Here is a 22,342-nt window from a genome sequence, read left to right as displayed (position 1 = left end):
GTTCAAATATGTATTAAGAAATAGTAGAAGTAGCCAAACGCAAACCGAAACCAAAGAATAAAATGCCGACAATAAAAATCCCGCTTGCCGCTAGTTTATAGTTATCTTTAAAAAAGCCTGCCAATTTTACACCTGAAAAAATGAGTGCTGTTAAATAACTAAAACTAATGATTTGCAAAATGATCGCTAAGATCAAAAAACTTAATGCAGGATATGCATAATTGGGTTCTACAAATTGCACGAAAAAAGATAAGAAAAAAAGGATGGCTTTAGGATTGAGGAGGCTAATGCTCAATGCAGTACGATAGGGATGTACTTTATCAAGTTGAGGTAAATCAGCTAGTTCAGCATTGATTGGTGGTTTTTTCCAAGTTTGATAAGCACCTTGCAGTAATTTAAAACCTAAGTATGCGAGATAACATGCACCTGTTAATTTTAAAATAATAAATAGGATTGGAAATGCTTTAAGTAAAGATGCTGCGCCAAGTACCGTACAAAGAATTAATACGAAATCACCTGTAAAAACGCCACATGCAGCTAAATAACCAGTTCGAATACCATAGCGAGAAGCAACAGACATTACATATAAAGAGTTCGGACCAGGTAATAACACAATTAAGATTGTACCAATAATATAAGTGGTTAAATCTGTTATACCAAACACAATGAACTCATAAAAAAACTGATTTTCGTTAATATAACAAAAATCAGTTTTTATAGGTGAAAAATCGACTAATTAGGCTTTGATTTCAGCATCAATACCAAAAGACTGACGTAGTAGTAAACTTAACTGATCACGTGCTTTGATAAAGCCATCAATACCGCCTTGTAGTAATTGAAATGCCATCAAATCTTGCTCTAATTCTGTCTTAAAGCTTTCTTTGGTTTGTGTATTACGCTCGATTTTCTCAGCTAGTTTTGCTGTTGCTTCGCTTAATTGTGGTTCAACAATTTGCTGGTCTTGCTCTAGTTGAGCCAAAAGATTTGGAGCAATCGTTAGTAAATCACAACCTGCTAAACCAAGTACTTGTGCTGTACTGCGGAAACTTGCACCCATCACTTGAGTTGGAATGCCTTGTTGCTTGTAGTAGTTATAAATCTTTTTCACTGATAATACCCCTGGATCTTTTTCAATCGGGTATTGGTCTACACCTTCAGCTTTTTTATACCAGTCTAGGATACGACCAACAAACGGAGAGATCAGCGTAATTTTCGCATCTGCGCATGCCTGAGCTTGATGCAAACCAAACAGTAAGGTGAGATTACATGGAATACCTTCAGCTTCTAAAACTTTTGCAGCTTGAATACCTTCCCATGTCGATGCAATCTTGATCAAGATACGTGATTGATCAATACCATATCCTTTATACAGTTGTGAAAGTTCACGCGCCTTAGCAATCGTTGCTTCAGTATCATAAGAAAGAGATGCATCCACTTCAGTTGAAACACGACCATCAATCAATTTTAAAATTTCAACACCAAATTTGACGGTCAAAATATCAATCGTACGCTCAATTAATGCATCACTTTGATAGCCTTCTTCTTTTGCTTGATAATAAGCATCTTCAATTAGTTCTTTGCTTTCAGGCTGTTCTGCTGCAGCAGTAATCAATGATGGATTTGTTGTTGCATCAAGAGGACGGAATTTTTCAATTGCTTCTAAATCACTACTATCAGCTACAACGGTTGTTAAATTCTTTAATTGGACTAATGCATTTTGAGTCATTGATATAACGTTCTTAATAAACAAAATTATAGGTAACTTCTTTATAGCACAAACTAAAAGAAAGCAAAGCACCGTTCACTGGATTTAAATACCGAATTATTATTTTTATATTTGATCTTTACGTTGTTTACGTATGTGCTCAATTAAAAATTGGGCAGCAGCTCCTAAATTACTTTCTCTGCTCCATACCAAATCAACATAATATTCGAATTTAGGTGTGAAGTCGTAGATCTCTAAAACCTTTAATTTTTTCTTCAGTTCTGGGTTCTCATTGAACATTTCTAATGGCAATACACCCCAACCCAGATTTCTCACAATCATCATGCATGCTGAATGATGGTTATCAGTACGCCAGTACTCTTTAGAAAATAGGAGTTCTGGCTTGATGGTATTGTCCCGACTTGCGACAACAATTTGGCGTGTTTGCACCATTTGCTCAAATGAAACTTTATTCAACTGTGCGATGGGATGATTTATTGAGATGACAGGTATTAAAGCTTCTCTTTTTAACTCAACAAATTGTTCGCGGCTATCCAATTGTTCACGTTCAAACATTAAAGCCAGCTGAGCAGATTGATCGAGCAACATTTGTAAAGCATCTTCTTGTGGAGCAGAGACGATATTGATTGCTAAACTCGGAAAGTTTTGTTCGAGCAATGTGATGTAATCTGTCCAATTGGTGTGCAATAGTTCTGATACCACGACAATATTTAATGTGGATTCCAGACCGTTACTCAACGCGTGAGCATGCTGTTTCCATTGATTCATTTCAATCAAAAGCAATTGAGTTTTTTCATACAGCACTTTTGCCGCATCAGTAGGAATAGGTTCACGTCCGATACGGTCAAATAAATTGAGGTTTAAATCAATTTCTAAGTTTGCAATCGACATGCTTACCGCAGAAGGGACTTTACCTAACTTTCGTGCTGCTGCTGAAAATGAACCTGTTTCCATGACGGTTTGGAACATGAGTAGTTGTTCTTGATTTATATTCATCTGTCAATAAAACTGAAAGAATCTGATTGGATTGATCAAAATTATAAAAATAAAATGAGCCATATCCAAACAAAAGAGTGTTTTAAAAATGTTGATTTCCAAAAGAAGGCTCATTCATGCGATCAGTTATGAAGTGATTTTATTGGTCATCATCGCTATCGCGTTAAGTTTTATTTTTAGTATGCCACTTGAAGTCACAGGTGTTTTAGGTGTGATCATGGCTGTTATTTCAGTGATCTGGAATATGATATTTAATCACTATTTCGAGAAAATTGAGTTTAAATATCAGTGGGAAAGAACGATACCTGTTCGTATTATGCATGCTATTGGGTTTGAGGGCGGTTTGATGCTCGCAACTATTCCAATCATTGCTTATATGATGAATATGTCATTTATCGAAGCATTGATTCTAGATTTTGGTTTGACTATGTGTATTCTGGTTTATACATTTATTTTCCAATGGTGCTATGACACGATTGAAAACCGTTTCTTTCCAAATGCAAAATTTGCATCATAATAATGAGATCATTAGGTAGCACTCTTTATCACTTGATGAAGGGTGCTTTTTTAATACTTAGATTAGTACAACATGATTAAAGTTTGATAATTTTAATAAATTCGGTTTAATCAACATTAATTTGTTGCTAATAAATCTATAGAAAATATAAATCTTCATTAATAGTGCTTGTTTGAGAGAGTAAAATGCCGAGTGTTCTTATTGAGATAAGACAAAAATATACGTTAGAAGTGGAGCTTGGAATTATTGAAGCGGTGCATTCTGCTTTGATAGAGTCGTTTAAAATTATGCCAAATGATCGGCATCTACGTTTAGTCACGTATGAACCACATCATTTTCAGTGTCCACCAGAAAAGGAAAAACCAGAGTTTTTTACACACATTACCATTGATTGTTTTGTAGGTCGCTCATTAGAAACCAAACGTTTACTGTATAAAACGATTGTAGATAACCTAGAACCATTTGGTGTACCAAGAGATCATGTCATGATAATAATTCGAGAAATTTCAACGGATAATTTTGGAATACGAGGTGGTCAAGCTGCATCTGATATTGATTTAGGGTTTAAAATTGATGTTTAGAAGGAGTTGGATTTAATTACAATATCAAAATTGAAGATGGATTGATGACATTAAAAGCACTTTTCGTAGAAATTTACTATACTGATTACTCTCAAGATCTTACTTTAAGTAAAATCGCAGAATATATAAAAGCACATAAGGTTGTAGAGATAGAGTACTTTGAACTTTTTGATCACGATGCTGATCACAAATCTCTTTTGTTAGGGTTGATACAAAAAGTAGATGTAAATTTTTCAGTGAATTCAATTGAGGCCGAAATTTTAGCTGCTCATTACTTCCTAAATGTTCTAAAGAAATATAAAGTGGGTGAAATACGACCCTTTGAATTATGTAAAATTTTTAACAAAATAGAAGCCGATTTTATGGGGGCTCCACGTAATTTTGATCCGAAAATTGTATATTATCCCTCATGGCTGGGTGATTTATATGATGCTTGTGACTGGTGTGATGAAACATGGACTCATGATAATAGTCCTCATCTTCTTATTGAAGTAGAAAAGCAAATCCATAACATTAAAAATTGGTTAAAGAATCCTGTTTTAAATAATAGTGACTTTCGATAGCAATTCTATTTGATTTACTCAATACATAACTTTGCATTAAGGATAAGCCAAAAAATTCCTATTAGTAAAAAAACATCATGCTAAACTAAGCCACTTGTCCTTTAAATTGCACGATTTTCTCTATGTTTCAACAAGAAATCTCTCAATTAAACTTACAACAATTCAAAGCTGGCGAAAAACGCTGGATTGGTTCGCTACTTGGATCATCTGCTGCACTACTATTCAAAGAAATTGCCACTCAGAATTCTAATTTATATGTAATTGTTGCACGAAATAATCAACATCTTGCACAGCTTGAAAGTGAGCTTGAATTTTATGGCATAAAACCAACAATCTTTCCTGACTGGGAGATTTTGCCATATGATCGATTATCTCCGCACCAAGATATTGTCTCCGAGCGTCTGGCTATTTTATCTAATATGCCACAAAAGGGGATTTTATTAATTTCTGCTAGTACTTTGGCTCAACGTGTTGCACCTTACTCATGGGTTGTTGGTGAGCATTTTGATATTAAAGTTGGTCAAAAACTTGATTTAGAAGCACAGAAAAAACAATTAGTCCAAGCAGGCTATCGCTTAGCTGATACTGTTTATGATCATGGTGAGTTTGCAGTTCGTGGCAGCATTATGGACATATATGCATCAGGACAAGATCAACCTATTCGTATCGACTTATTTGATGATGAAATTGAAAGCCTGAAGTTTTTCGATCCTGAAACTCAAAGAACAACGGAATCATTAAAGAATTTTACTGTATTACCTGCTAAAGAGTTTCCTCTCAAAGAAGGTAGATCAACATTCCGAGATCGCTATGCGGAAAGTTTCCCTACCGCAAATCCCAAGAAAAATCCTATCTATCAAGATGTACTCGAAGGAATAGCAACACCAGGCTTAGAGTTTTATTTTCCTTTATTTTTTGATAAAAAGTTAATGGAAGCGCAAAGTATGTTAACGGCATACTTACCAAAGAATTGCGTTGTCATTACAAATAGTGAGGTTGAAGATGAATTAATTAGTTTTTGGAAGGAAGTTGTTCGTCGTTACGAAGATCGTCGTCACAATATTGATCAACCGATCCTTCCTCCTGAAGATCTATTTTTAATGCCTAATCATGTTTTACAGGCATTAAATCAATTTCCAAGAATTCTTGCTTCGGCAGATACTTTCGACGAGAAAGCTGGTGTTCTAAATTTATCAGCAGAGCAACCTCCAAAACTCGCTGTAGATCCTAAAAAAGAGCAGCCTTTTCAAGCTGTCAAAAACTATATCGATCAAATTAAATTTCCTGTTCTTTTAGTCGCTGAAAGTGCAGGACGACGCGAAACTTTAAAAGATGCGCTGCGCTCAGTTTTAGGAGAAATTCAAACAGTCGATAGCTTTGCTCAATTCCAAAAGGATAAGCTAAAAGTTGCGATTACAAGTGCTCCTTTAGACCGTGGTTTACTTCTCACAGATCAATTATCAGTTATATCTGAAAATCAACTTTACGAACACAGAGTTGTTCAACGTAGACGAAAACGCCAGCAAGAAGTCTCCGAAGAGTTTTTAATTCGGAGTCTAACCGAACTGAGTATAGGTGCACCTGTCGTACATATTGATCATGGTGTTGGACGTTATGCGGGATTAGTCACCTTAGAGATTGATCAGCAAGATCATGAGTTTTTACAACTTGATTATGCTGATGGGGCTAAGGTCTATGTTCCTGTCACTAATTTACATTTGATCAGTCGCTATAGTGGTGGAGATCCTGATCTTGCGCCTTTGCACAAATTAGGTACAGATACATGGAGTAAAGCTAAGCGCAAAGCTTTAGAGCAAATTCACGATGTAGCGGCTGAGTTATTGCATATACAAGCTCGTCGACAATCAAAACCAGGATTTGCGTTTGAGCTAGATCACACGGCATATATGCAATTTGCAAGTGGTTTCGCTTATGAGGAGACACTAGACCAAGCCAATGCGATTGAATCAACTCTTCATGATATGCAACTTGCGAAACCTATGGATCGTTTGGTTTGTGGTGATGTTGGTTTTGGAAAAACTGAAGTTGCGATGCGAGCAGCCTTTGTAGCAGTACAAAACAATAAACAAGTCGCAGTTTTGGTGCCGACGACTTTACTTGCACAACAGCATTATGAGTCGTTCAAAGATCGCTTTGCGGATACAGCAGTTCGTATCGAAGTTTTATCACGTTTCGGAAGCAACAAAACGCATCTAAAAATCATTGAAGATTTGGCTGATGGCAAAGTTGATATCGTGGTCGGAACCCATAAAATTCTGCAAGAAAATGTACAGTTTAAAAATTTAGGTTTAATGATCGTCGATGAAGAACATCGTTTTGGTGTGCGTGATAAAGAGCGTATCAAAGCACTTCGTGCCGATGTGGATATGCTTACGCTCACAGCAACCCCAATTCCTCGTACCTTGAATATGGCATTCTCTGGAATGCGTGATTTATCTATTATTGCGACGCCACCAGCACGCCGTTTAGCCGTAAAAACTTTTGTTCAAGAGCATACGGATGACTCTGTGAAAGAGGCAATTCTGCGTGAATTATTGCGTGGTGGACAAGTCTACTTCTTACATAATGAAGTCGATACAATAGAACGAGCTGCAGAAAGTATTCGAACCTTGGTTCCAGAAGCTCGTGTAGCGGTTGCTCATGGACAAATGCGTGAACGTGAATTGGAACAAGTCATGCAGCAGTTCTACCACAAAGAATATAACGTACTCGTTTGCTCTACGATCATAGAAACGGGTATTGATGTACCAAATGCCAATACAATCATTATAGAACGTGCCGATAAACTAGGTTTAGCTCAGTTGCATCAACTTCGCGGTCGTGTTGGGCGTTCACATCACCAAGCCTATGCTTATTTGCTCGTGCCATCACTCAAACATTTGAAAGGTGACGCTGAAAAACGTTTAGATGCAATTCAAAGAGCTTCAACACTTGGTGCTGGTTTTATGCTGGCGACAGAAGATTTAGAGATTCGCGGTGCTGGTGAGCTCTTAGGTGAGCAGCAAAGTGGTTCAATGCAAGCAATTGGCTACAGCTTGTATATGGAGATGCTTGAAAAGGCAACTAAGGCGATTCAAAAAGGTAAAACTCCTAATTTCGATGCTCCGCTTTCACTTACTGCTGAAATTAACTTACATATGCCAGCATTGATTCCAGATGATTATTTGGGTGATGTTCATCAACGCTTATTGTTCTACAAGCGTATTAGTAATACAGACACACAAGAGAAACTGGATAATATTCGAATGGAGTTGATTGACCGTTTTGGTATTCCACCTCAAGCAGTTAAACAGTTGTTCAGCGTTCATCAAGTGCGTCTTAAAGCGGAACAACTTGGAATTACAAAAGTCGATGTGAATACAAACGGTGGGTATATCGAGTTTTCTCCTGATACACCTGTACAAGCAATCAGTATCATTCAGTTGATGCAGAAGAATCCAACTCACTATCGTATGGAGGGTGGTCAGCGATTGAAATTGACAGTTCATTTGTCAGAATATGAAGAGCGTATCCAGTTTATTGTGACTTTGTTGAACAAGTTGTTAAGTGAGTTGAATGGCTAATTAGAAAATCAGATTTGAGGGGAGAAGTATCATTCGATACAGAATCATTTTTGGTCGGATGATGCGTCAATAACTGAGGAAAATCATTGTTATTTGTAATCAAACAGGTTACTAATAATATTCACATCACAACTGATGTGATAGTATTGACCATTATTATTTTGCATCATTTATAAAGATATGTTTAGTTTGCATCCACAACTTGCTCAAGATACATTTTTTGTAGGCGACTTTCCGCTTTCAACATGTCGTTTAATGAATGATATGCAATTTCCTTGGCTAATTCTTATACCACGTGTTCCTGGAATCACTGAGTTATATGAACTCAGTCAAGCCGATCAGGAACAATTTTTACGTGAATCGAGTTGGTTGTCTAGTCAGCTTTCTCGCGTATTCCGTGCTGACAAGATGAATGTAGCGGCACTTGGTAATGTTGTACCACAGCTTCATTTTCATCATGTTGTACGTTATCAAAATGATGTTGCGTGGCCTAAACCAGTTTGGGGTACTCCAGCTGTACCATACAGCAGCGATGTTCTTGCTCATATGCGTCAAACCCTTATGCTTGCATTACGTGGTCAGGGTGATATGCCATTTGATTGGCGCATGGACTGATTTAGTCAAGAGGATTGTAGGTCTTCTTAGATAAGGAAGGAGTAGAGGGTGCCACTAGATAGGTTAATCGATAAAGAACCTAGACAGTTCGCTTATTTCCATCGTTTGATGGGATATTCGATTTTGTCATTAATTTTGGTTATTTATACTTTTACTTCTTCTAGCGCTAATCACCAACTCTATATTCTTCCAATTTTATTAGTTTTCTTTTTACTGTCTCCTAAGCTTGAAAAATGGCTTCAATACAAATTTGATCGTGATACAGAGAAGAATGTTCTATTTGGCATAGAAGCTGTTATCGTTGCCATTGTTTTAGCTGGATTACATTTAAGCTTAGTACCTACATTTACAATCCTATTTGCACTACTTTATGTAGGTTTAAACAATAAAATTACTTTACCAGTAGCATCATTAATTATTTTGATTGGTGTGCTGACCTTTTATTTTTCAACATTTTTTATATTTGGTGCGGAAGAATATTTTGAACCGACTAATCCTGAACTTACAGTGGTAAGTTTACTAGGATTGATGATGTTCATTGTGATTGGTAACTACTATCAACATCGTCGTTTGAATATTCTAGGTCAGCAACGTCAGCATTATCATAATCAGATGACTCGTTATATTGCCTTTGCAAATCAACTAAGTCGTTATGCTCCATTACAGTTGTGGCAGTCGATTATGCGTGGCGAGGCTGAAGCTAAAATTGAATATAAACGTAAAAAATTAACGATCTTCTTCTCCGATATTCAAGGTTTTACAGAGCTTTCTGAAAGCTTAATTCCAGATGATTTAGCCTTCTTATTAAATGATTATTTAAGTCATATGACGGAAATTGCAAAACAGTATGAAGCAACCGTCGATAAGTTTATGGGTGATGCGATCCTGATTTTCTTTGGTGATCCAAACTCTCAAGGCGTAGAACAAGATGCGAAGTCTTGTGTTGAAATGGCTATCGCAATGCGCCAACAGATGAAATTGCTACGCGAACGCTGGAAAAAAATGGGTTATCCAGCATTACATATTCGCATGGGAATAAGTACGGGATATTGTCACGTTGGAAATTATGGTGCTTCACATCGTATGGCATATACGATTGTAGGTCGTGATGTAAATCTGGCAGCCCGTTTGCAATCAGCTGCTGAAGTTGATGAAATTTTGATTGCTGATGATACACATCAGTTAATTAAAAATGAATTTCTATGTGTTCCTAAAGTGCCGATCTATTTGAAAGGGATTCAAGGACCTGTAAAAACATGGCAAGTCATGGAGAAATTCACAGGCAAAAAATCAGATACACAAAAATGGTTTGATTTTGAATATAAGGGTTTTCATTTGGTGCTGAATTTTGAAGAAGTACAAAATTATGAATACCCTGAGCTGGTAGAAATTCTAGAGAAAATGATTCAGAGAATCAAAACACAGCAAAAAATTACCAATGCACAAGGCATTCCACGTTTAAATCTCGATGATGAGGTTAAGCAATAGATTATTTTTTTCTTCTGTATTGCAAAACTCTAGCACATAAAAAACTCCTCATTTAGAGGAGTTTTTTATGTCACTAATTTTTGAAAATTTAGTGATTTTCTGAAGCATGGTTGATTGTGTATTTAGGAATTTCAATTTCTAAATCTTCATCAACAATTTCAACTTGACACGAAAGGCGAGAGTCTGGCTCCAAACCCCATGCACGGTCAAGTAAATCGGCTTCCACGTCATTCATTTCTTCGAGGCTATCAAAACCTTTACGGACAATGACGTGACATGTGGTACATGCGCATGACATATCGCATGCATGTTCAATTTTGATGCCTTGCTTAAGTAAGCTTTGGCATAAATTTGCATTTTTTTCCACTTCGAATTCTGCACCTTCAGGACAGAATTGAGCATGAGGGAGAACTTTAATACGTGGCATATTGATCACCTATACCTTTAGTTTGAGTTTGACCAATCTTCGAGTTTTGTACCCTTTAAGGCATGGTCAATATGTCGATTCATACGAAGTGCTGCAAACGCATCGCTGTGAGTTTTAAGTTGTTGAACAGCATTTTCAATTGCTTCTAACTCATTAGTTTTTAAGCGAGCTTTAAGTGCTTCAGCAGCAAGAATTAAATCACGAGCTTGTTGCTGAGAAAGTAAATCTTTATCAGCTTTTAAAGCTTGTTCTAGAGCTTCTAATTCACGTTCTGCTTCAACTTTTGTTTCTTGCAAATGGCGAAGTTGTTTATCTTCTTCAGCATGCTGGAAACCTTCAATTAATAGACGTTCCGTATCTGCAGCTGATAAACCATAAGAAGGTTTGATATCAATTTGTGCTTGAACACCAGAAGTTGTTTCTTTTGCAGATACTGTTAGTAAACCATCAGCATCAACTTGGAATGTAACTTCAATACGCGCTTGACCAGCTGTCATCGGTGGAATGCCATGCAAAACAAAGCGACCTAGTGAACGACAATGTTCAACTAAATCTCGTTCACCTTGTACGACATGAATCAGCATGGCAGTTTGTCCATCTTGATAAGTCGTGAATTCTTGACGGCGAGCTACAGGAATTGCTGTATTGCGCGAAATCAAACGCTCTACCAGACCGCCCATAGTTTCTAAACCTAATGAGAGTGGAGTAACATCAAGCAATAAAGAGCCATCTTGGCTGTTACCGATGAGCTGATTTGCTGTGATTGATGCACCAATTGCAACTACTTCATCTGGATTAATTGTACATAAAGGTTCACGTTTAAATATATCGCGAACTGCTTTTTGTACTGCATAAGAACGAGTAGAACCACCAACTAAAACAACATGTTCAATTTCATCTAATTCAAGTTTTGCATCGCGTAATACGCGTTTACATACACTGATTGTTTTATCGAGTGCGACCTGAATGATTGATTCAAATGTTGGACGATCCAAAACTAGACGATCATCGAATAATTTTAATTCAGCAGATTCATGATCAGTGAGTTGTTCTTTAGCTTGGCGTGCAGCAACGACAAAAACTGCGTATTCTTCATCACTTAGAGTTTCAATACTAAGCTGTTTTTTTGCCCATTTCACGATTAAGCGGTCGAGGTCATCACCACCTAATGCAGTATGACCACCTGTGGCTAACACTTCAAACACACCTTGTGAGAAGCGCAAGATAGATACGTCAAACGTACCACCACCTAGATCATAAATTACATAATTACGATCTGTACTGAGATTGGTATCCTGATCTAAACCATAAGCTACAGCAGCAGCTGTTGGTTCATTAAGTAAGCGCAGTACATTTAAACCAGCTAATTGAGCAGCATCACGAGTCGCTTGACGTTGTGCTTCATCAAAATATGCAGGAACGGTAATAACTGCACCATTAACTGGATTTTTTAAGCTTGCTTCTGCACGTTCTTTTAATTCTTTTAAAATTTCAGCAGAAATCTCAACAGGTGTTTTTCGACCTGTAGCAGTTTCAAATGCTGGCATTTCATTTTCAGCACCAACAAGCACATAAGGATGTTGGAATTTAATATCTGCTTGAGAACGTCCCATGAAACGCTTAACAGAAACAATTGTATTTTTAGGATCAGTCAACATGTACGGCTTAGCTTCATAGCCGAATGTAGTTGTATCCTTTGCATAATGAACGATAGAAGGGAGTAAAACTCGGTCTTTATCGTCTTGTAGAACTTTCGGTTTTCCCGATAGCACTGTCGCCACTAAAGAGTGGGTTGTTCCTAAGTCTATACCGATCGCAATTCGATGTTCGTGCGGCGCAGTAGATTGACCAGGTTCAGCAATTTGCAAAAGTGCCATGCGTGAGGTATCCCTTGAAAATAATTGGTAACGGCAGACTAAAAATCATCATCTAAGTCGAAGCTATCTTCTTCGTCTAACATGCGATCTTCGGCTTTATCAATATCGTTCATTACGCGTTGGAAAAAGCGTAATTTACGTACCGTATCACGAGCTTCAGCCCAATCTTCGTCAGCATAATCAATTTTGAATTCGCGGACTAATCCATCAATCCATTGTTGAACGTCTACTTTTAATGTACGTAATTGATCTGTTGATCTAGCCTCATCAAGTTGCTCGCGCATCTCAAGTGCTGATTGTAGAAATTCAAAATCACTGATGGATTGATCAAGATGGTGATCTTGCTTTTTTAAGGCAAGTAAATATGCAGCACGACTATCAACTTGTGAAAGTACTTTAAACGCTTGATTGATTTCACTTGACTTAATTAACGCCTGATCTTTGTCAGCAGCCTTATCTGGATGATATTGCTGTTGCAAATTCAAAAACTGTTTTTTTAAAGCTGCCAAATCTATATCGAGTGCTTCGGGTAATTGGAACAACTCAAAATGATTCATGGGAGATGAATTCCGCTATTGATAAATACATTAAAACAGTGCGGAACACACTGTTTTAATGAATAAAAAAGAGGGTGATGTAGTTTTAGACTGTAAATGATTCACCACAGCCACATTCACCTTTTTGATTTGGGTTGTTGAACTCAAAGCCTTCATTGAGACCATTTTTAACATAGTCCATCTCTAAACCTTCGAGATAAACTAAGCTTTTAGGATCCACAAAAACTTTAACACCGAACTGCTCAAATACTTGATCATGTGTGTCAACATCATCAACAAACTCAAGTACATAAGCTAATCCAGAGCAACCCGAAGTTTTCACACCAACACGAATGCCTTCACCCTTACCACGATTCTGTAGGTAATTGCTGATGTGAGTCGCAGCATTTTCAGTTAAATGGATCATGAAAACTCCAATGTGTTACGTCGTTAAACTATTAAGCTTTCGCTTTTTTGCCACGATAATCTTCAATCGCAGCTTTAATCGCATCTTCAGCCAATACAGAGCAGTGTACTTTTACTGGTGGAAGAGCAAGCTCTGTTGCAATATCAATGTTTTTGATTGCTTGAGCTTCATCAAGAGTTTTACCTTTTAACCATTCAGTTACAAGGGAACTTGATGCGATTGCAGAGCCGCAACCATAAGTTTTGAAGCGAGCTTCTTCAATTACGCCATTTTCATCGACTTGGATTTGTAAACGCATTACATCACCACAAGCTGGTGCACCGACCATACCTGTACCAACGTTTTCAGCATTTTTATCCAAAACGCCCACATTACGAGGATTTTCGTAATGATCAATTACCTTTTCACTATAAGCCATTTCGCTTCTCCAAACCTCGGGGTCAGCCTAATATTAATATGAGGGTTAAAACACGTTTTTCAATTCAAGTTCAATGAATTAGTGTTCAGCCCATTCAACTGTTGAAAGGTCGATACCTTCTTTGTACATATCCCAAAGCGGAGAAAGTTCACGAAGTTTCTCAACAGCAGCTTTGGTAATTGTCAATACGTGATCGATATCAGCTTCAGTGGTGTACTTACCAAAGCTAAAGCGAATTGAACTATGTGCCAATTCATCAGATAAACCTAGAGCACGTAATACATATGATGGTTCTAGTGTTGCAGAAGTACATGCAGAACCACTTGAAACGGCTGCATCTTTCAATGCCATCATTAAAGATTCACCTTCAACAAAGTTGAAGCTGACATTTAAATAATTTGCAACGTTTTGAGTAGGGTGGCCATTTAAGAAAACTTGTTCTAAGTCTTGTAAGCCATTCCAAAGTTTGTCGCGTAATTGGCGTAGACGTTCTTGTTCAGCATGCATGGTTTTACCAGCAATTTCGAACGCTTCACCTAAACCAACGATTTGATGTGTTGGTAAAGTACCAGAGCGCATACCACGTTCATGACCACCACCATGCATTTGCGCTTTTAAGCGAACGCGCGGATTACGACGAACATATAATGCACCGATACCTTTAGGACCATAAATTTTATGACCAGAGAAACTCATTAAATCGATTTTCATAGTTGAAAGATCGATATCTACTTTTCCAGCAGCTTGAGCAGCATCTACGTGGAAGAATGTTTTATTCGCACGTGTTAATTCACCGATTGCAGCAACGTCTGTAATTGTACCAATCTCATTATTCACCATCATAAGTGAAACAAGGATCGTATCTGGACGTAAAGCAGCTTTTACCATTTCAGGTGTAATTAGACCTGTACGTGGTTCTGGCTCGAGATAGGTGATTTCAAAGCCTTCTTCTTCAAGCTCACGACATGGGTCTAAAACGGCTTTATGTTCAATTTTACTTGTAATAATGTGCTTGCCTTTTGAACCATAAAACTGAGCGATACCTTTGAGTGCTAAGTTATCAGATTCAGTCGCACCAGAAGTCCACACAATTTCACGTGGATCAGCTTTGATAAGATTAGCGACTTGTTCACGCGCGTATTCAACTTTTTCTTCGGCTTGCCAACCATAAGCATGCGAGCGAGATGCAGGATTACCAAAAGTCCCTTCGAAGGTTAAGCATTCCATCATACGTTCTGCAACTTCAGGAAGGACAGGAGTGGTTGCTGCGTAATCAAGATAAATTGGACGTTTCATGTCAAATACCTGTAACCGATAAAAGAGCTGAGTCAAAGCTTGTAGAGTTTTGGCGCAGAGCGACAGTTTGTACATTGTCGCGTGCAATTAAATCTGCAAGTGTGATTTTGGCGAGATAATCGGCAATATGGTGGGAGAGTTCTTGCCATAAGTCATGCGTTAAACACATTGCACCATTTTGGCAGTTTCCTTTATGGTCGCAACGAGTCGCATCAACAGTTTCATTTACAGCTTCGATGATTTCTAGCACTGTGATCTCACTTGCAATACGCGCAAGATGATATCCGCCATTTGCACCACGAACGCTTGAAACTAACCCATGGCGCTTAAGCTTTGCGAATAATTGTTCGAGATAAGCGACAGAGATGGATTGGCGTGCTGCTATTTCCGCAAGCGTGATCGTTTGTTCAGTTGGCTGCAAAGCTAAATCAAGTAGAGCAGTCACTGCGTAACGACCGCGAGTTGTAAGACGCATGATTCGGTACACATGGTTAGACTAGATGTCTAAATTTTATGAATTCCGACTAAAATAGTCAAGTTTTTTAATTGCCAATATGTGTGTGAAAAGTGAAATATAAAGTTTTTATTGTATCCACATATTATACACAAAAAAACCAATCAAAATAAAGCTAAATACAGCAAAGCTGATATTGATCAAGCGTTGGCGCTTTTGGAGTCTATGGATTCGATTTTGATATTGTTTAACTTCCACGAGTAATGAGTTTATTTCAGAGCGTTGTTGATCAATTTTATCTAGCAAGGGTGCAATTCTTTGCTGTGAAGCTAAGGTTTCAGCATCATCATCGAATGCACTAAACCACTGTTTCCAGTTAGCAAATATGCTTGGGAGTGTCAAATGCGGTGCTAAATCTAAAAACTCTTCGGCAAGTGAGGTTTCACCTAAAAGTCGCATGTTGTGAATGCTGCGCTGATTATTAAACACAAATATTTTAGTAAGATCGATCAGCGTACTATTGATTTCAAGGTCAATTTTTCGATCTAAAGACTGCATATCAAATAGCAATCCTTTGTCTGTGAACTGAATATAAAAATCAAAGAAAGGGATATAGCTATTGATGCGTAAAGTCACACGCTGGTCAATAAATCGTTTCGCCTGTAGACGAAGTGCTGAATCATGAGTCAGGATAAATGAGAAAAAAGTTTCTAAAACAATGATAACAAAGTTTAGCAACAAATGAGGATGTCTATGTCTTTGTTGCGTTTCACTCATGAGTCTCTTTTTCCTTACCAGTCAATAGATATAACCATAAAGCATATAAACTTGAGCATCCTTGCTCAATGATTAATATTAATTTACATGACTTTGTAGCTTTGTAGAACAGTTTTTTAAAACGATCAAGTCTTAACTTTGATATTATAAAAACATTTTTATGGTTAAATACGACATACTGTTTGTAAAGTGCTTAGGAGCATTGGTCTATGGATAACACTAACCTTGAAAATTCAGGTGAAGAAGCCGAGGTAAAAACCAAATTAAAATCAAAGAGTTCTAAAAAATCTGCTTTGGATTTCAAAAAATATACACAACAAATTTGGCTTGCAGGTTTAGGTGCATTTTCACGTGCTGAAGAAGAAGGGAATAAATTATTTGACTCGCTTGTAAAGGTTGGTGAGGAGCTTGAGTCAAAAACAGTTGATTTCGCAGATAACACCGTTGGGAAAGTCACTGAGAAGGCAAAAGAGTCTGTGACTGATACTAAAGACAAAGTAGAAAAAATTTTAGATACAGGTGTAAATCACTCTTTAAATCGAATCGGTTTGGTTACTCCTAAAGATCTACAGCATATTGAACAGCTTTTGGTACAGCTTCATATCAAAGTTGATGCTTTAATTGAAGAAAATAACCAATTAAAGGCCAAATTGAATAAAAAGTAAAAAAACTCCTGACGCTCGTCCGTTTATGTCGTATTTCAGTATTTATTTTGGTTAAAACGCCTTTCTAGTATTGCGTTCTCCCCTAAAGCATTGCTATAAAGGCGGCATGGCCTTTTAAACTATAGCCTTGGATCTTAACAAACGATATTAAGAGGATATTTTTTATCATGAATAAATCAGAATTAATTGATGCGATTGCTGAAAAAGGGGGAGTATCTAAGTCGGATGCTGGTAAGGCACTTGACGCAACAATTGCATCGATCACTGAAGCACTAAAAAAGGGTGATACGGTTACTTTAGTCGGTTTTGGTACTTTTAGTGTTAAAGAGCGTGCTGCTCGTACTGGTCGTAATCCTAAAACTGGTGAAGAGCTACAAATTAAAGCTAGCAAAGTACCAAGTTTTAAACCAGGTAAAGGTTTGAAAGATTCAGTTGCGTAATCTTTTTAAATCAATAAACGCACCATCTCGGGTGCGTTTTTTATTTATCGAATGAAAAAGTTGATTTGAGCTTTATTCTGCATTCATTCGCTTTTATTTTTCAGTTAAAATTGCCCCGAAATAAAATATTGGAATTCTCATGGAATCTTTTCGTACACTCATTAAGGGTTGGCTTGGCAAAGTCCTTCTAGTTTTGTTTTTGACCCCTTTAGCGCTTGTAGGTATTGAAGGATATTTTAGTGGAGGCAATAAAGCAGATGTTGCAAAATCTGTAAATGGCCAAGATATTTCTAATAAAGAATTAGAAACAGCAACTAAAAATTATAAAGATCAATATTTATCCTTAGTAAAGGGTGATGAGTCTCTTTTGAACCTCTCTCTTATTCAAGAAAAAGCATTAGATGCACTGATTGCTCGTAGCTTGTTACAACAACAGGCAGAAAAACTAGGGATTTCCCTAAGTAATACGCAACTTGAGCAAATGTTGGCTCAACAACCAAGCTTTCAAGAAAACGGACAATTTTCACAAAAGCTCTATGAAAATTATCTACGCTCTGTTGGTATGACCAATCAAGGCTTGATTGCTAGTCTACGTCAAGACCATGCTTTAAAAATGATTTCATCGACATTGATGGATTATGCTTTGGTAAGCAAATCTGATTTACAGCAACTTGCTAATTTACAAACAGAACAGCGTACTTTGCATTTAGCTAGCATTAAGTTAGATGATTACAAAAAGGGTATTACTGTTTCTAATCAAGAAATTGCAGATTATTACAACAAACATAAAAACCAATTTAAACAGGTTGCTAATGTTGATGTTGATTATGTGGTTTTAACACCAGCATTATTGCCACAAGCAAATGTAGCTCCTTCTGAAGCTGAGTTACAGCAGGCATATAAAGCATTCGTTGATAAACAACAGAAAGATGTGAAGCGAGAAGTTAAACATATTCTGATTACAACGGATTCAAGAGATGCAGCGACAGCTCAGAAATTGGCAAATGATGTATACGCTAAAATTCAGTCAGGCATGTCATTTGCTGATGCTGCAGCACAATTTTCAGAAGACCCTTCTTCTAAAACACAAGGTGGTTTAGTTGAAGCTTATGCTCCTGGTGTGTTTTCAGCAGACTTTGATAACGCTGTTAATTCTTTGAAGAATGGTCAGATTTCTAAACCAATTAAGACACAGTACGGTTATCATATTATCGCTGCAAACGCTCCTGCAATTGATATTCCATCGTATGAAGCAGAAAAACCGCGCTTAATTGCTGAAGTGCAGAAAACAAAACAAGCCAATTTATTTAGCGATACAGTGAATAGTCTAAATGAAATGGTTGTGGGGAATGATTCATTAGATGCCGTGGCTCAAGAAGTTAAAGGCGTTCGTGTTGAATCTGCTAAAGGTGTTACTTTAACAACGCAAAATCCTTATTTAAGCGATTTAAATGTAAAAGCAAAATTGTTTAATGATGATGTAAAAAATGGTGATCGCAATGCATCATCAAGTATTCAATTAGCAAATGGTGATACGATCTGGATCAAGGTGCGTGATTATCGTGCTGCTGGAGTCAAGACACTTGCTCAAGCAACTGCTGAAGTCAAAGCTAAGGTGATTGAGGAAAAAGCATATAAGGCTGCCCAAGCGAAAATCGCATCAACTTTAGCTGAATTTAAGACTCAACCTGCTGCACAAGTTGTTTCAAAGTCAAAAATTATTTTTGAGGATGCAGGTACTTTTGCTCGTTCACAAGGTTTAAAGCGTGCTATCGAGCGCGCAGCGTTTAGTATCCCTGCGCCAACTAAAGAAGGCATGTGGTCAGTTACAACGACTCAACTACCTAATGAGTTGGTAATTGTGGCGGTCTCTACGGTGAATACAAATGCCGCAAGTGCTTTACAACCAGAACAGTTGAATGAGTTAACGAAGTTATATCAGCAGTTCCGTGGTCAGCAGATTTTAGAGGACTATACTGAGTATCTAAAATCACAAGCAAAGATTAAATAAGACTTAAGCAAAAAACCAGTTCAAATGAACTGGTTTTTTTATAGGTAAAAGTTTTAAATTACTTCTTCTGAATAAATTTTGCTTCTTCTGTTTGTGGGTATTGGCTTATCAGCTTGTTTTTATACTGATTGGCTAGAGCTGTATTTTTGTCCACTTCTTTAGCAATGCTATACAGTTGGTAAATCGCTCTTGGTGCTTTAGCAGAGTTTGGATAACGTGTAGCCACGATATTGTAATTCTGTTTTGCGGCTTTATAGTCAACAGGCTCTACAGCTAGATAAAATTCAGCTAACCAAAAATATGCATTTCCAACATAAATACCATTCGGATGATTTTTAATAAAGTTTTGCATCGGTTGGATCGCTTTTTTTGCTCCACCTTGTTTGTATGCATCTAAAGCAACGGTATATGCGGCTTTTTCTAATTCGATTTGAGCGTTTGTCGTATTCGTGGTTGCAGTATTTTGTGTTGCCTGTACCACAGGTGTAGATGTTGAATTAGAGGTATTTTTAGGGGAATCTGGTTGTATTGTATTGGCTGGGGAAGGCGGTTCTGATTTTGGTGCTGCTGCAGCTTCTGCTGTTGACTCTGTTGTAGCTTCCGTTGTTTCTTCAGGTGGATCAATTTTTTGTGATAAAAGTTCTAAGCGTTGATCTAAGTCTGTATATCGATTAGCTAATTCTTTCTTTAATAGTTCAATAGAGTTTTCATGCTCTTCCAATTGACCACGTAATCTACGAACTTCTTCTTCGAGCTTCTGATTTTTCTGAATCAAATCCCAGTTTAGATTTGTGCTTACGGGTGCTGAAGTTGTGTTGTCATTAAATTGTTGGCTTAACGCACGAGATTCAATAGGAATATTTGCATACAAATGTGTACTGCTAAGTAGTGCAATAAAAATTGCAGAATGCTTTTTTAGCATGAAAATTCATCCATAAAGTTGAAAATAAAGCTGTGGGGTGAATAAGCTTTGTTTTTTACTTGAGACACACCAAACAAACATTTTTAGATTTAGCCATTAAAACAGCAACACATTTAAATGCAATACGTGTTTACAATCTTCAAGCACTTTTGGAGAAAATACGTTTTGTTTTGTATAAACATTAAACAAATTATAATGTTCTCAACGAGCCAAAAAACATAGTTGGTGTTGATTTAAGCAGTTGAATCAAAAACTGAATTAAAAATGGAGACAAGCCTTGCAACTCCAATAAAAATCTCTATACTTTGTCAGGCAATGGTAGCCCTGCTGGTAGCTTCGCAATTGTACTCTATGAACCCCGCCAGGACCGGAAGGTAGCAACGGTAGTAGATCTATGATGTGCCGGAGTCTTGCTGGTAGGGTTGCCACCAATTATTCTTCATCGCTCGTTCGAGCAATCGCTTTCATAATTACACTCATATCAAACCCTCTATACTGCAAAAATCGAATTTGTTTTGCCTTGATCTTTTGATCTTTTGAAACCTCAGTACCAAATTTTTTGACCTTTAGTTGATATGCTTGTTCTAACCAATCAACTTCTTTTAACTCTTCTGTAATAAGCTCTTCATCTAATTGTTTTGCTTTCAAAGCTTGTTTTATGCGTTGTAGACCTTTCCCTTTGCGTATTTGACTTGCTAAGGTTTGCTCAGCAACACGTTGATCGCTTTGATAGTTATTTACTGCTAGCTCTTCGACGAGTTTTGCAACTTCATCAGGATTAATCGCATATAGATTTAGTTTTGCTATAAGTTCAGCTTGCGAATAATCGCGACGAGTCAGGAGTGCAAATGCATAAGAACGAAGTCTTTGACCTGTGAGTGTTTTAGGTTTCTCTGTTTTCTCATAATTAAACAAGTTTTATATCCTCATGAAAGAAAAACGCCCCGAAGGGCGTTTCAGTTCAACTTTCTAAAAAATCTGGTTCTTCTACATCTTCTGTAGGTGCTGCTTCAGGATTGTTTTTGGTGAGTAATTGCTCGCGAACAACCTTCTCAATTTCAGCAGCTATTTTCGAATTCTCTTCAAAATAACGGATTACGTTGTTTTTACCTTGTCCGATTTTGTTGCCTTGGTATGAGTACCATGCACCCGCTTTTTGAACAATATCTTGTTGTACGGCGAGGTCTACTAACTCACCTAGTTGATTAGTTCCTTTACCGTACATGATTTGGAATACTGCTTCGCGGAAAGGAGGTGCCATTTTGTTTTTTACAACTTTGACTTTAGTTTCAGAACCAACGATTTCATCGCCTTCTTTAACTTGTCCAATACGACGGATATCTAAGCGCACTGACGCATAGAATTTAAGTGCATTACCACCTGTGGTTGTTTCTGGACTACCAAACATCACACCAATTTTCATACGAATTTGGTTGATGAAGATCACCATACAGTTAGAGCGTTTTGCGTTACCAGTGATTTTACGCAATGCTTGGCTCATCAAACGAGCTTGTAAGCCCATATGAGAGTCACCCATTTCGCCTTCAATTTCAGCTTTTGGTGTTAATGCTGCAACTGAGTCGACAACGATTAAATCAATTGCACCTGAACGAACGAGCATATCTGCGATTTCAAGCGCTTGTTCACCATTGTCAGGTTGAGAGACTAGTAGGTTGTCAATATCAACGCCTAATTTGCGTGCATATTGTGGGTCAAGCGCATGTTCAGCATCGATGAATGCACAAGTACCACCATTTTTTTGACATTGAGCAATTGCTTGCAATGTCATTGTTGTTTTACCAGATGATTCAGGACCATAAATCTCAATAATACGACCTTTCGGTAATCCACCAATACCTAAAGCGATATCTAGTGTTAATGACCCTGTAGATACAGCTTCAACTGCTTGTACAGTATTGTCACCTAAGCGCATCACAGTGTTTTTGCCAAATTGTTTTTCAATCTGGCTTAACGCAGCTTGTAACGCTTTACTTTTATTATCATCCATCTCAAAACCTCAAA

General features: G+C 37.4%; 23 protein-coding genes and 1 other RNA gene. 10 read left to right on the top strand and 14 right to left on the bottom strand.

Features of this window, described 5'->3' with window-relative positions; genetic code table 11:
* Positions 1–13 precede the first annotated feature (13 nt).
* From leuE to aceR, 3 genes are all read right to left on the bottom strand, one after another.
* The gene (gene leuE, locus H2677_RS09650) at positions 14–664 is read right to left on the bottom strand and encodes a leucine efflux protein LeuE (protein WP_005402397.1); all 651 of its coding nucleotides are present in this window, start codon (positions 662–664) and stop codon (positions 14–16) included.
* A gap of 72 nt (positions 665–736) precedes the next feature.
* On the bottom strand, positions 737–1,726 hold the full coding sequence (tal, locus tag H2677_RS09645) for a transaldolase (RefSeq protein WP_112987091.1): 990 nt from the start codon (positions 1,724–1,726) through the stop codon (positions 737–739).
* A 105-nt stretch (positions 1,727–1,831) separates the two neighbouring features.
* A complete protein-coding gene (gene aceR / locus H2677_RS09640; RefSeq protein ID WP_099948839.1) occupies positions 1,832–2,722 on the bottom strand; it encodes an HTH-type transcriptional regulator AceR in 891 nt (296 codons plus the stop codon).
* A gap of 88 nt (positions 2,723–2,810) precedes the next feature.
* Here aceR and aceI point away from each other — a divergent pair, with 88 nt between their 5' ends.
* The 6 genes from aceI to H2677_RS09610 all read left to right on the top strand — a co-directional run bounded on the left by aceI (position 2,811) and on the right by H2677_RS09610 (position 10,070).
* Positions 2,811–3,239 (top strand): chlorhexidine efflux PACE transporter AceI, encoded by a 429-nt coding sequence (gene aceI / locus H2677_RS09635; protein WP_075696639.1) that lies wholly within the window; start codon positions 2,811–2,813, stop codon positions 3,237–3,239.
* A 185-nt stretch (positions 3,240–3,424) separates the two neighbouring features.
* The gene (locus H2677_RS09630) at positions 3,425–3,820 is read left to right on the top strand and encodes a tautomerase family protein (protein WP_004954974.1); all 396 of its coding nucleotides are present in this window, start codon (positions 3,425–3,427) and stop codon (positions 3,818–3,820) included.
* 44 nt (positions 3,821–3,864) lie between these two features.
* Entirely contained in the window at positions 3,865–4,383 is a 519-nt protein-coding gene (locus tag H2677_RS09625) for a hypothetical protein (protein WP_168154472.1), read from the top strand.
* A gap of 122 nt (positions 4,384–4,505) precedes the next feature.
* Positions 4,506–7,967, top strand: coding sequence for a transcription-repair coupling factor (mfd, locus tag H2677_RS09620; RefSeq protein WP_212638402.1), 3,462 nt, complete (start codon positions 4,506–4,508; stop codon positions 7,965–7,967).
* Positions 7,968–8,147: 180 nt separating this feature from the next.
* The gene (locus H2677_RS09615) at positions 8,148–8,582 is read left to right on the top strand and encodes an HIT domain-containing protein (protein WP_004912054.1); all 435 of its coding nucleotides are present in this window, start codon (positions 8,148–8,150) and stop codon (positions 8,580–8,582) included.
* A 48-nt stretch (positions 8,583–8,630) separates the two neighbouring features.
* Complete coding sequence (locus H2677_RS09610) at positions 8,631–10,070, top strand: adenylate/guanylate cyclase domain-containing protein (protein ID WP_004954970.1); 1,440 nt, start codon at positions 8,631–8,633, stop codon at positions 10,068–10,070.
* A gap of 88 nt (positions 10,071–10,158) precedes the next feature.
* Here the strand turns inward: H2677_RS09610 and fdx are convergent, their stop codons facing one another.
* From fdx to H2677_RS09570, 8 genes are all read right to left on the bottom strand, one after another.
* Positions 10,159–10,497, bottom strand: coding sequence for an ISC system 2Fe-2S type ferredoxin (gene fdx / locus H2677_RS09605; RefSeq protein ID WP_004912046.1), 339 nt, complete (start codon positions 10,495–10,497; stop codon positions 10,159–10,161).
* A 17-nt stretch (positions 10,498–10,514) separates the two neighbouring features.
* Positions 10,515–12,374, bottom strand: coding sequence for a Fe-S protein assembly chaperone HscA (gene hscA / locus H2677_RS09600; protein ID WP_212638401.1), 1,860 nt, complete (start codon positions 12,372–12,374; stop codon positions 10,515–10,517).
* A gap of 38 nt (positions 12,375–12,412) precedes the next feature.
* Entirely contained in the window at positions 12,413–12,931 is a 519-nt protein-coding gene (gene hscB / locus H2677_RS09595) for a Fe-S protein assembly co-chaperone HscB (RefSeq protein ID WP_004954963.1), read from the bottom strand.
* Positions 12,932–13,016: 85 nt separating this feature from the next.
* Positions 13,017–13,337, bottom strand: a complete 321-nt coding sequence (gene iscA, locus H2677_RS09590) for an iron-sulfur cluster assembly protein IscA (protein ID WP_004912036.1) — start codon at positions 13,335–13,337, stop codon at positions 13,017–13,019.
* Between the two features lie 31 nt (positions 13,338–13,368).
* Positions 13,369–13,755 carry a Fe-S cluster assembly scaffold IscU gene (gene iscU, locus H2677_RS09585; RefSeq protein WP_125297772.1) on the bottom strand — a complete coding sequence of 129 codons (387 nt, stop codon included), beginning with the start codon at positions 13,753–13,755 and terminating at the stop codon, positions 13,369–13,371.
* Between the two features lie 78 nt (positions 13,756–13,833).
* Positions 13,834–15,051: an IscS subfamily cysteine desulfurase gene (locus H2677_RS09580; protein WP_004954960.1), complete on the bottom strand. Its 1,218-nt coding sequence runs from the start codon at positions 15,049–15,051 to the stop codon at positions 13,834–13,836.
* A 1-nt stretch (position 15,052) separates the two neighbouring features.
* Positions 15,053–15,526, bottom strand: coding sequence for an Rrf2 family transcriptional regulator (locus H2677_RS09575; protein ID WP_004912027.1), 474 nt, complete (start codon positions 15,524–15,526; stop codon positions 15,053–15,055).
* 108 nt (positions 15,527–15,634) lie between these two features.
* Positions 15,635–16,282 carry a hypothetical protein gene (locus H2677_RS09570; protein ID WP_004954957.1) on the bottom strand — a complete coding sequence of 216 codons (648 nt, stop codon included), beginning with the start codon at positions 16,280–16,282 and terminating at the stop codon, positions 15,635–15,637.
* Positions 16,283–16,491: 209 nt separating this feature from the next.
* Between H2677_RS09570 and H2677_RS09565 the strand changes: the two genes are divergently transcribed.
* The 3 genes from H2677_RS09565 to H2677_RS09555 all read left to right on the top strand — a co-directional run bounded on the left by H2677_RS09565 (position 16,492) and on the right by H2677_RS09555 (position 19,398).
* Positions 16,492–16,947: a phasin family protein gene (locus tag H2677_RS09565; protein WP_004912022.1), complete on the top strand. Its 456-nt coding sequence runs from the start codon at positions 16,492–16,494 to the stop codon at positions 16,945–16,947.
* Between the two features lie 167 nt (positions 16,948–17,114).
* A complete protein-coding gene (locus tag H2677_RS09560; RefSeq protein WP_004878739.1) occupies positions 17,115–17,387 on the top strand; it encodes an HU family DNA-binding protein in 273 nt (90 codons plus the stop codon).
* 139 nt (positions 17,388–17,526) lie between these two features.
* Positions 17,527–19,398, top strand: a complete 1,872-nt coding sequence (locus tag H2677_RS09555; protein ID WP_212638400.1) for a SurA N-terminal domain-containing protein — start codon at positions 17,527–17,529, stop codon at positions 19,396–19,398.
* A 58-nt stretch (positions 19,399–19,456) separates the two neighbouring features.
* Here the strand turns inward: H2677_RS09555 and H2677_RS09550 are convergent, their stop codons facing one another.
* Positions 19,457–20,320, bottom strand: coding sequence for a YbgF trimerization domain-containing protein (locus H2677_RS09550; protein WP_004962751.1), 864 nt, complete (start codon positions 20,318–20,320; stop codon positions 19,457–19,459).
* Positions 20,321–20,645: 325 nt separating this feature from the next.
* Between H2677_RS09550 and ffs the strand changes: the two genes are divergently transcribed.
* An RNA gene (ffs, locus tag H2677_RS09545) (signal recognition particle sRNA small type) lies at positions 20,646–20,742 on the top strand.
* Positions 20,743–20,752: 10 nt separating this feature from the next.
* Here the strand turns inward: ffs and H2677_RS09540 are convergent.
* On the bottom strand, positions 20,753–21,235 hold the full coding sequence (locus H2677_RS09540; protein WP_005402405.1) for a regulatory protein RecX: 483 nt from the start codon (positions 21,233–21,235) through the stop codon (positions 20,753–20,755).
* Between the two features lie 46 nt (positions 21,236–21,281).
* Entirely contained in the window at positions 21,282–22,328 is a 1,047-nt protein-coding gene (recA, locus tag H2677_RS09535; RefSeq protein WP_004912011.1) for a recombinase RecA, read from the bottom strand.
* Between the last annotated feature and the right edge of the window lie 14 nt (positions 22,329–22,342).

The organism is Acinetobacter junii, from assembly GCF_018336855.1.
In the GTDB taxonomy this organism is placed as follows: Bacteria; Pseudomonadota; Gammaproteobacteria; order Pseudomonadales; family Moraxellaceae; genus Acinetobacter; species Acinetobacter junii.
Note: the sequence above shows the minus strand (reverse complement) of the source record. Positions and strands in the feature narration are given on the sequence as shown.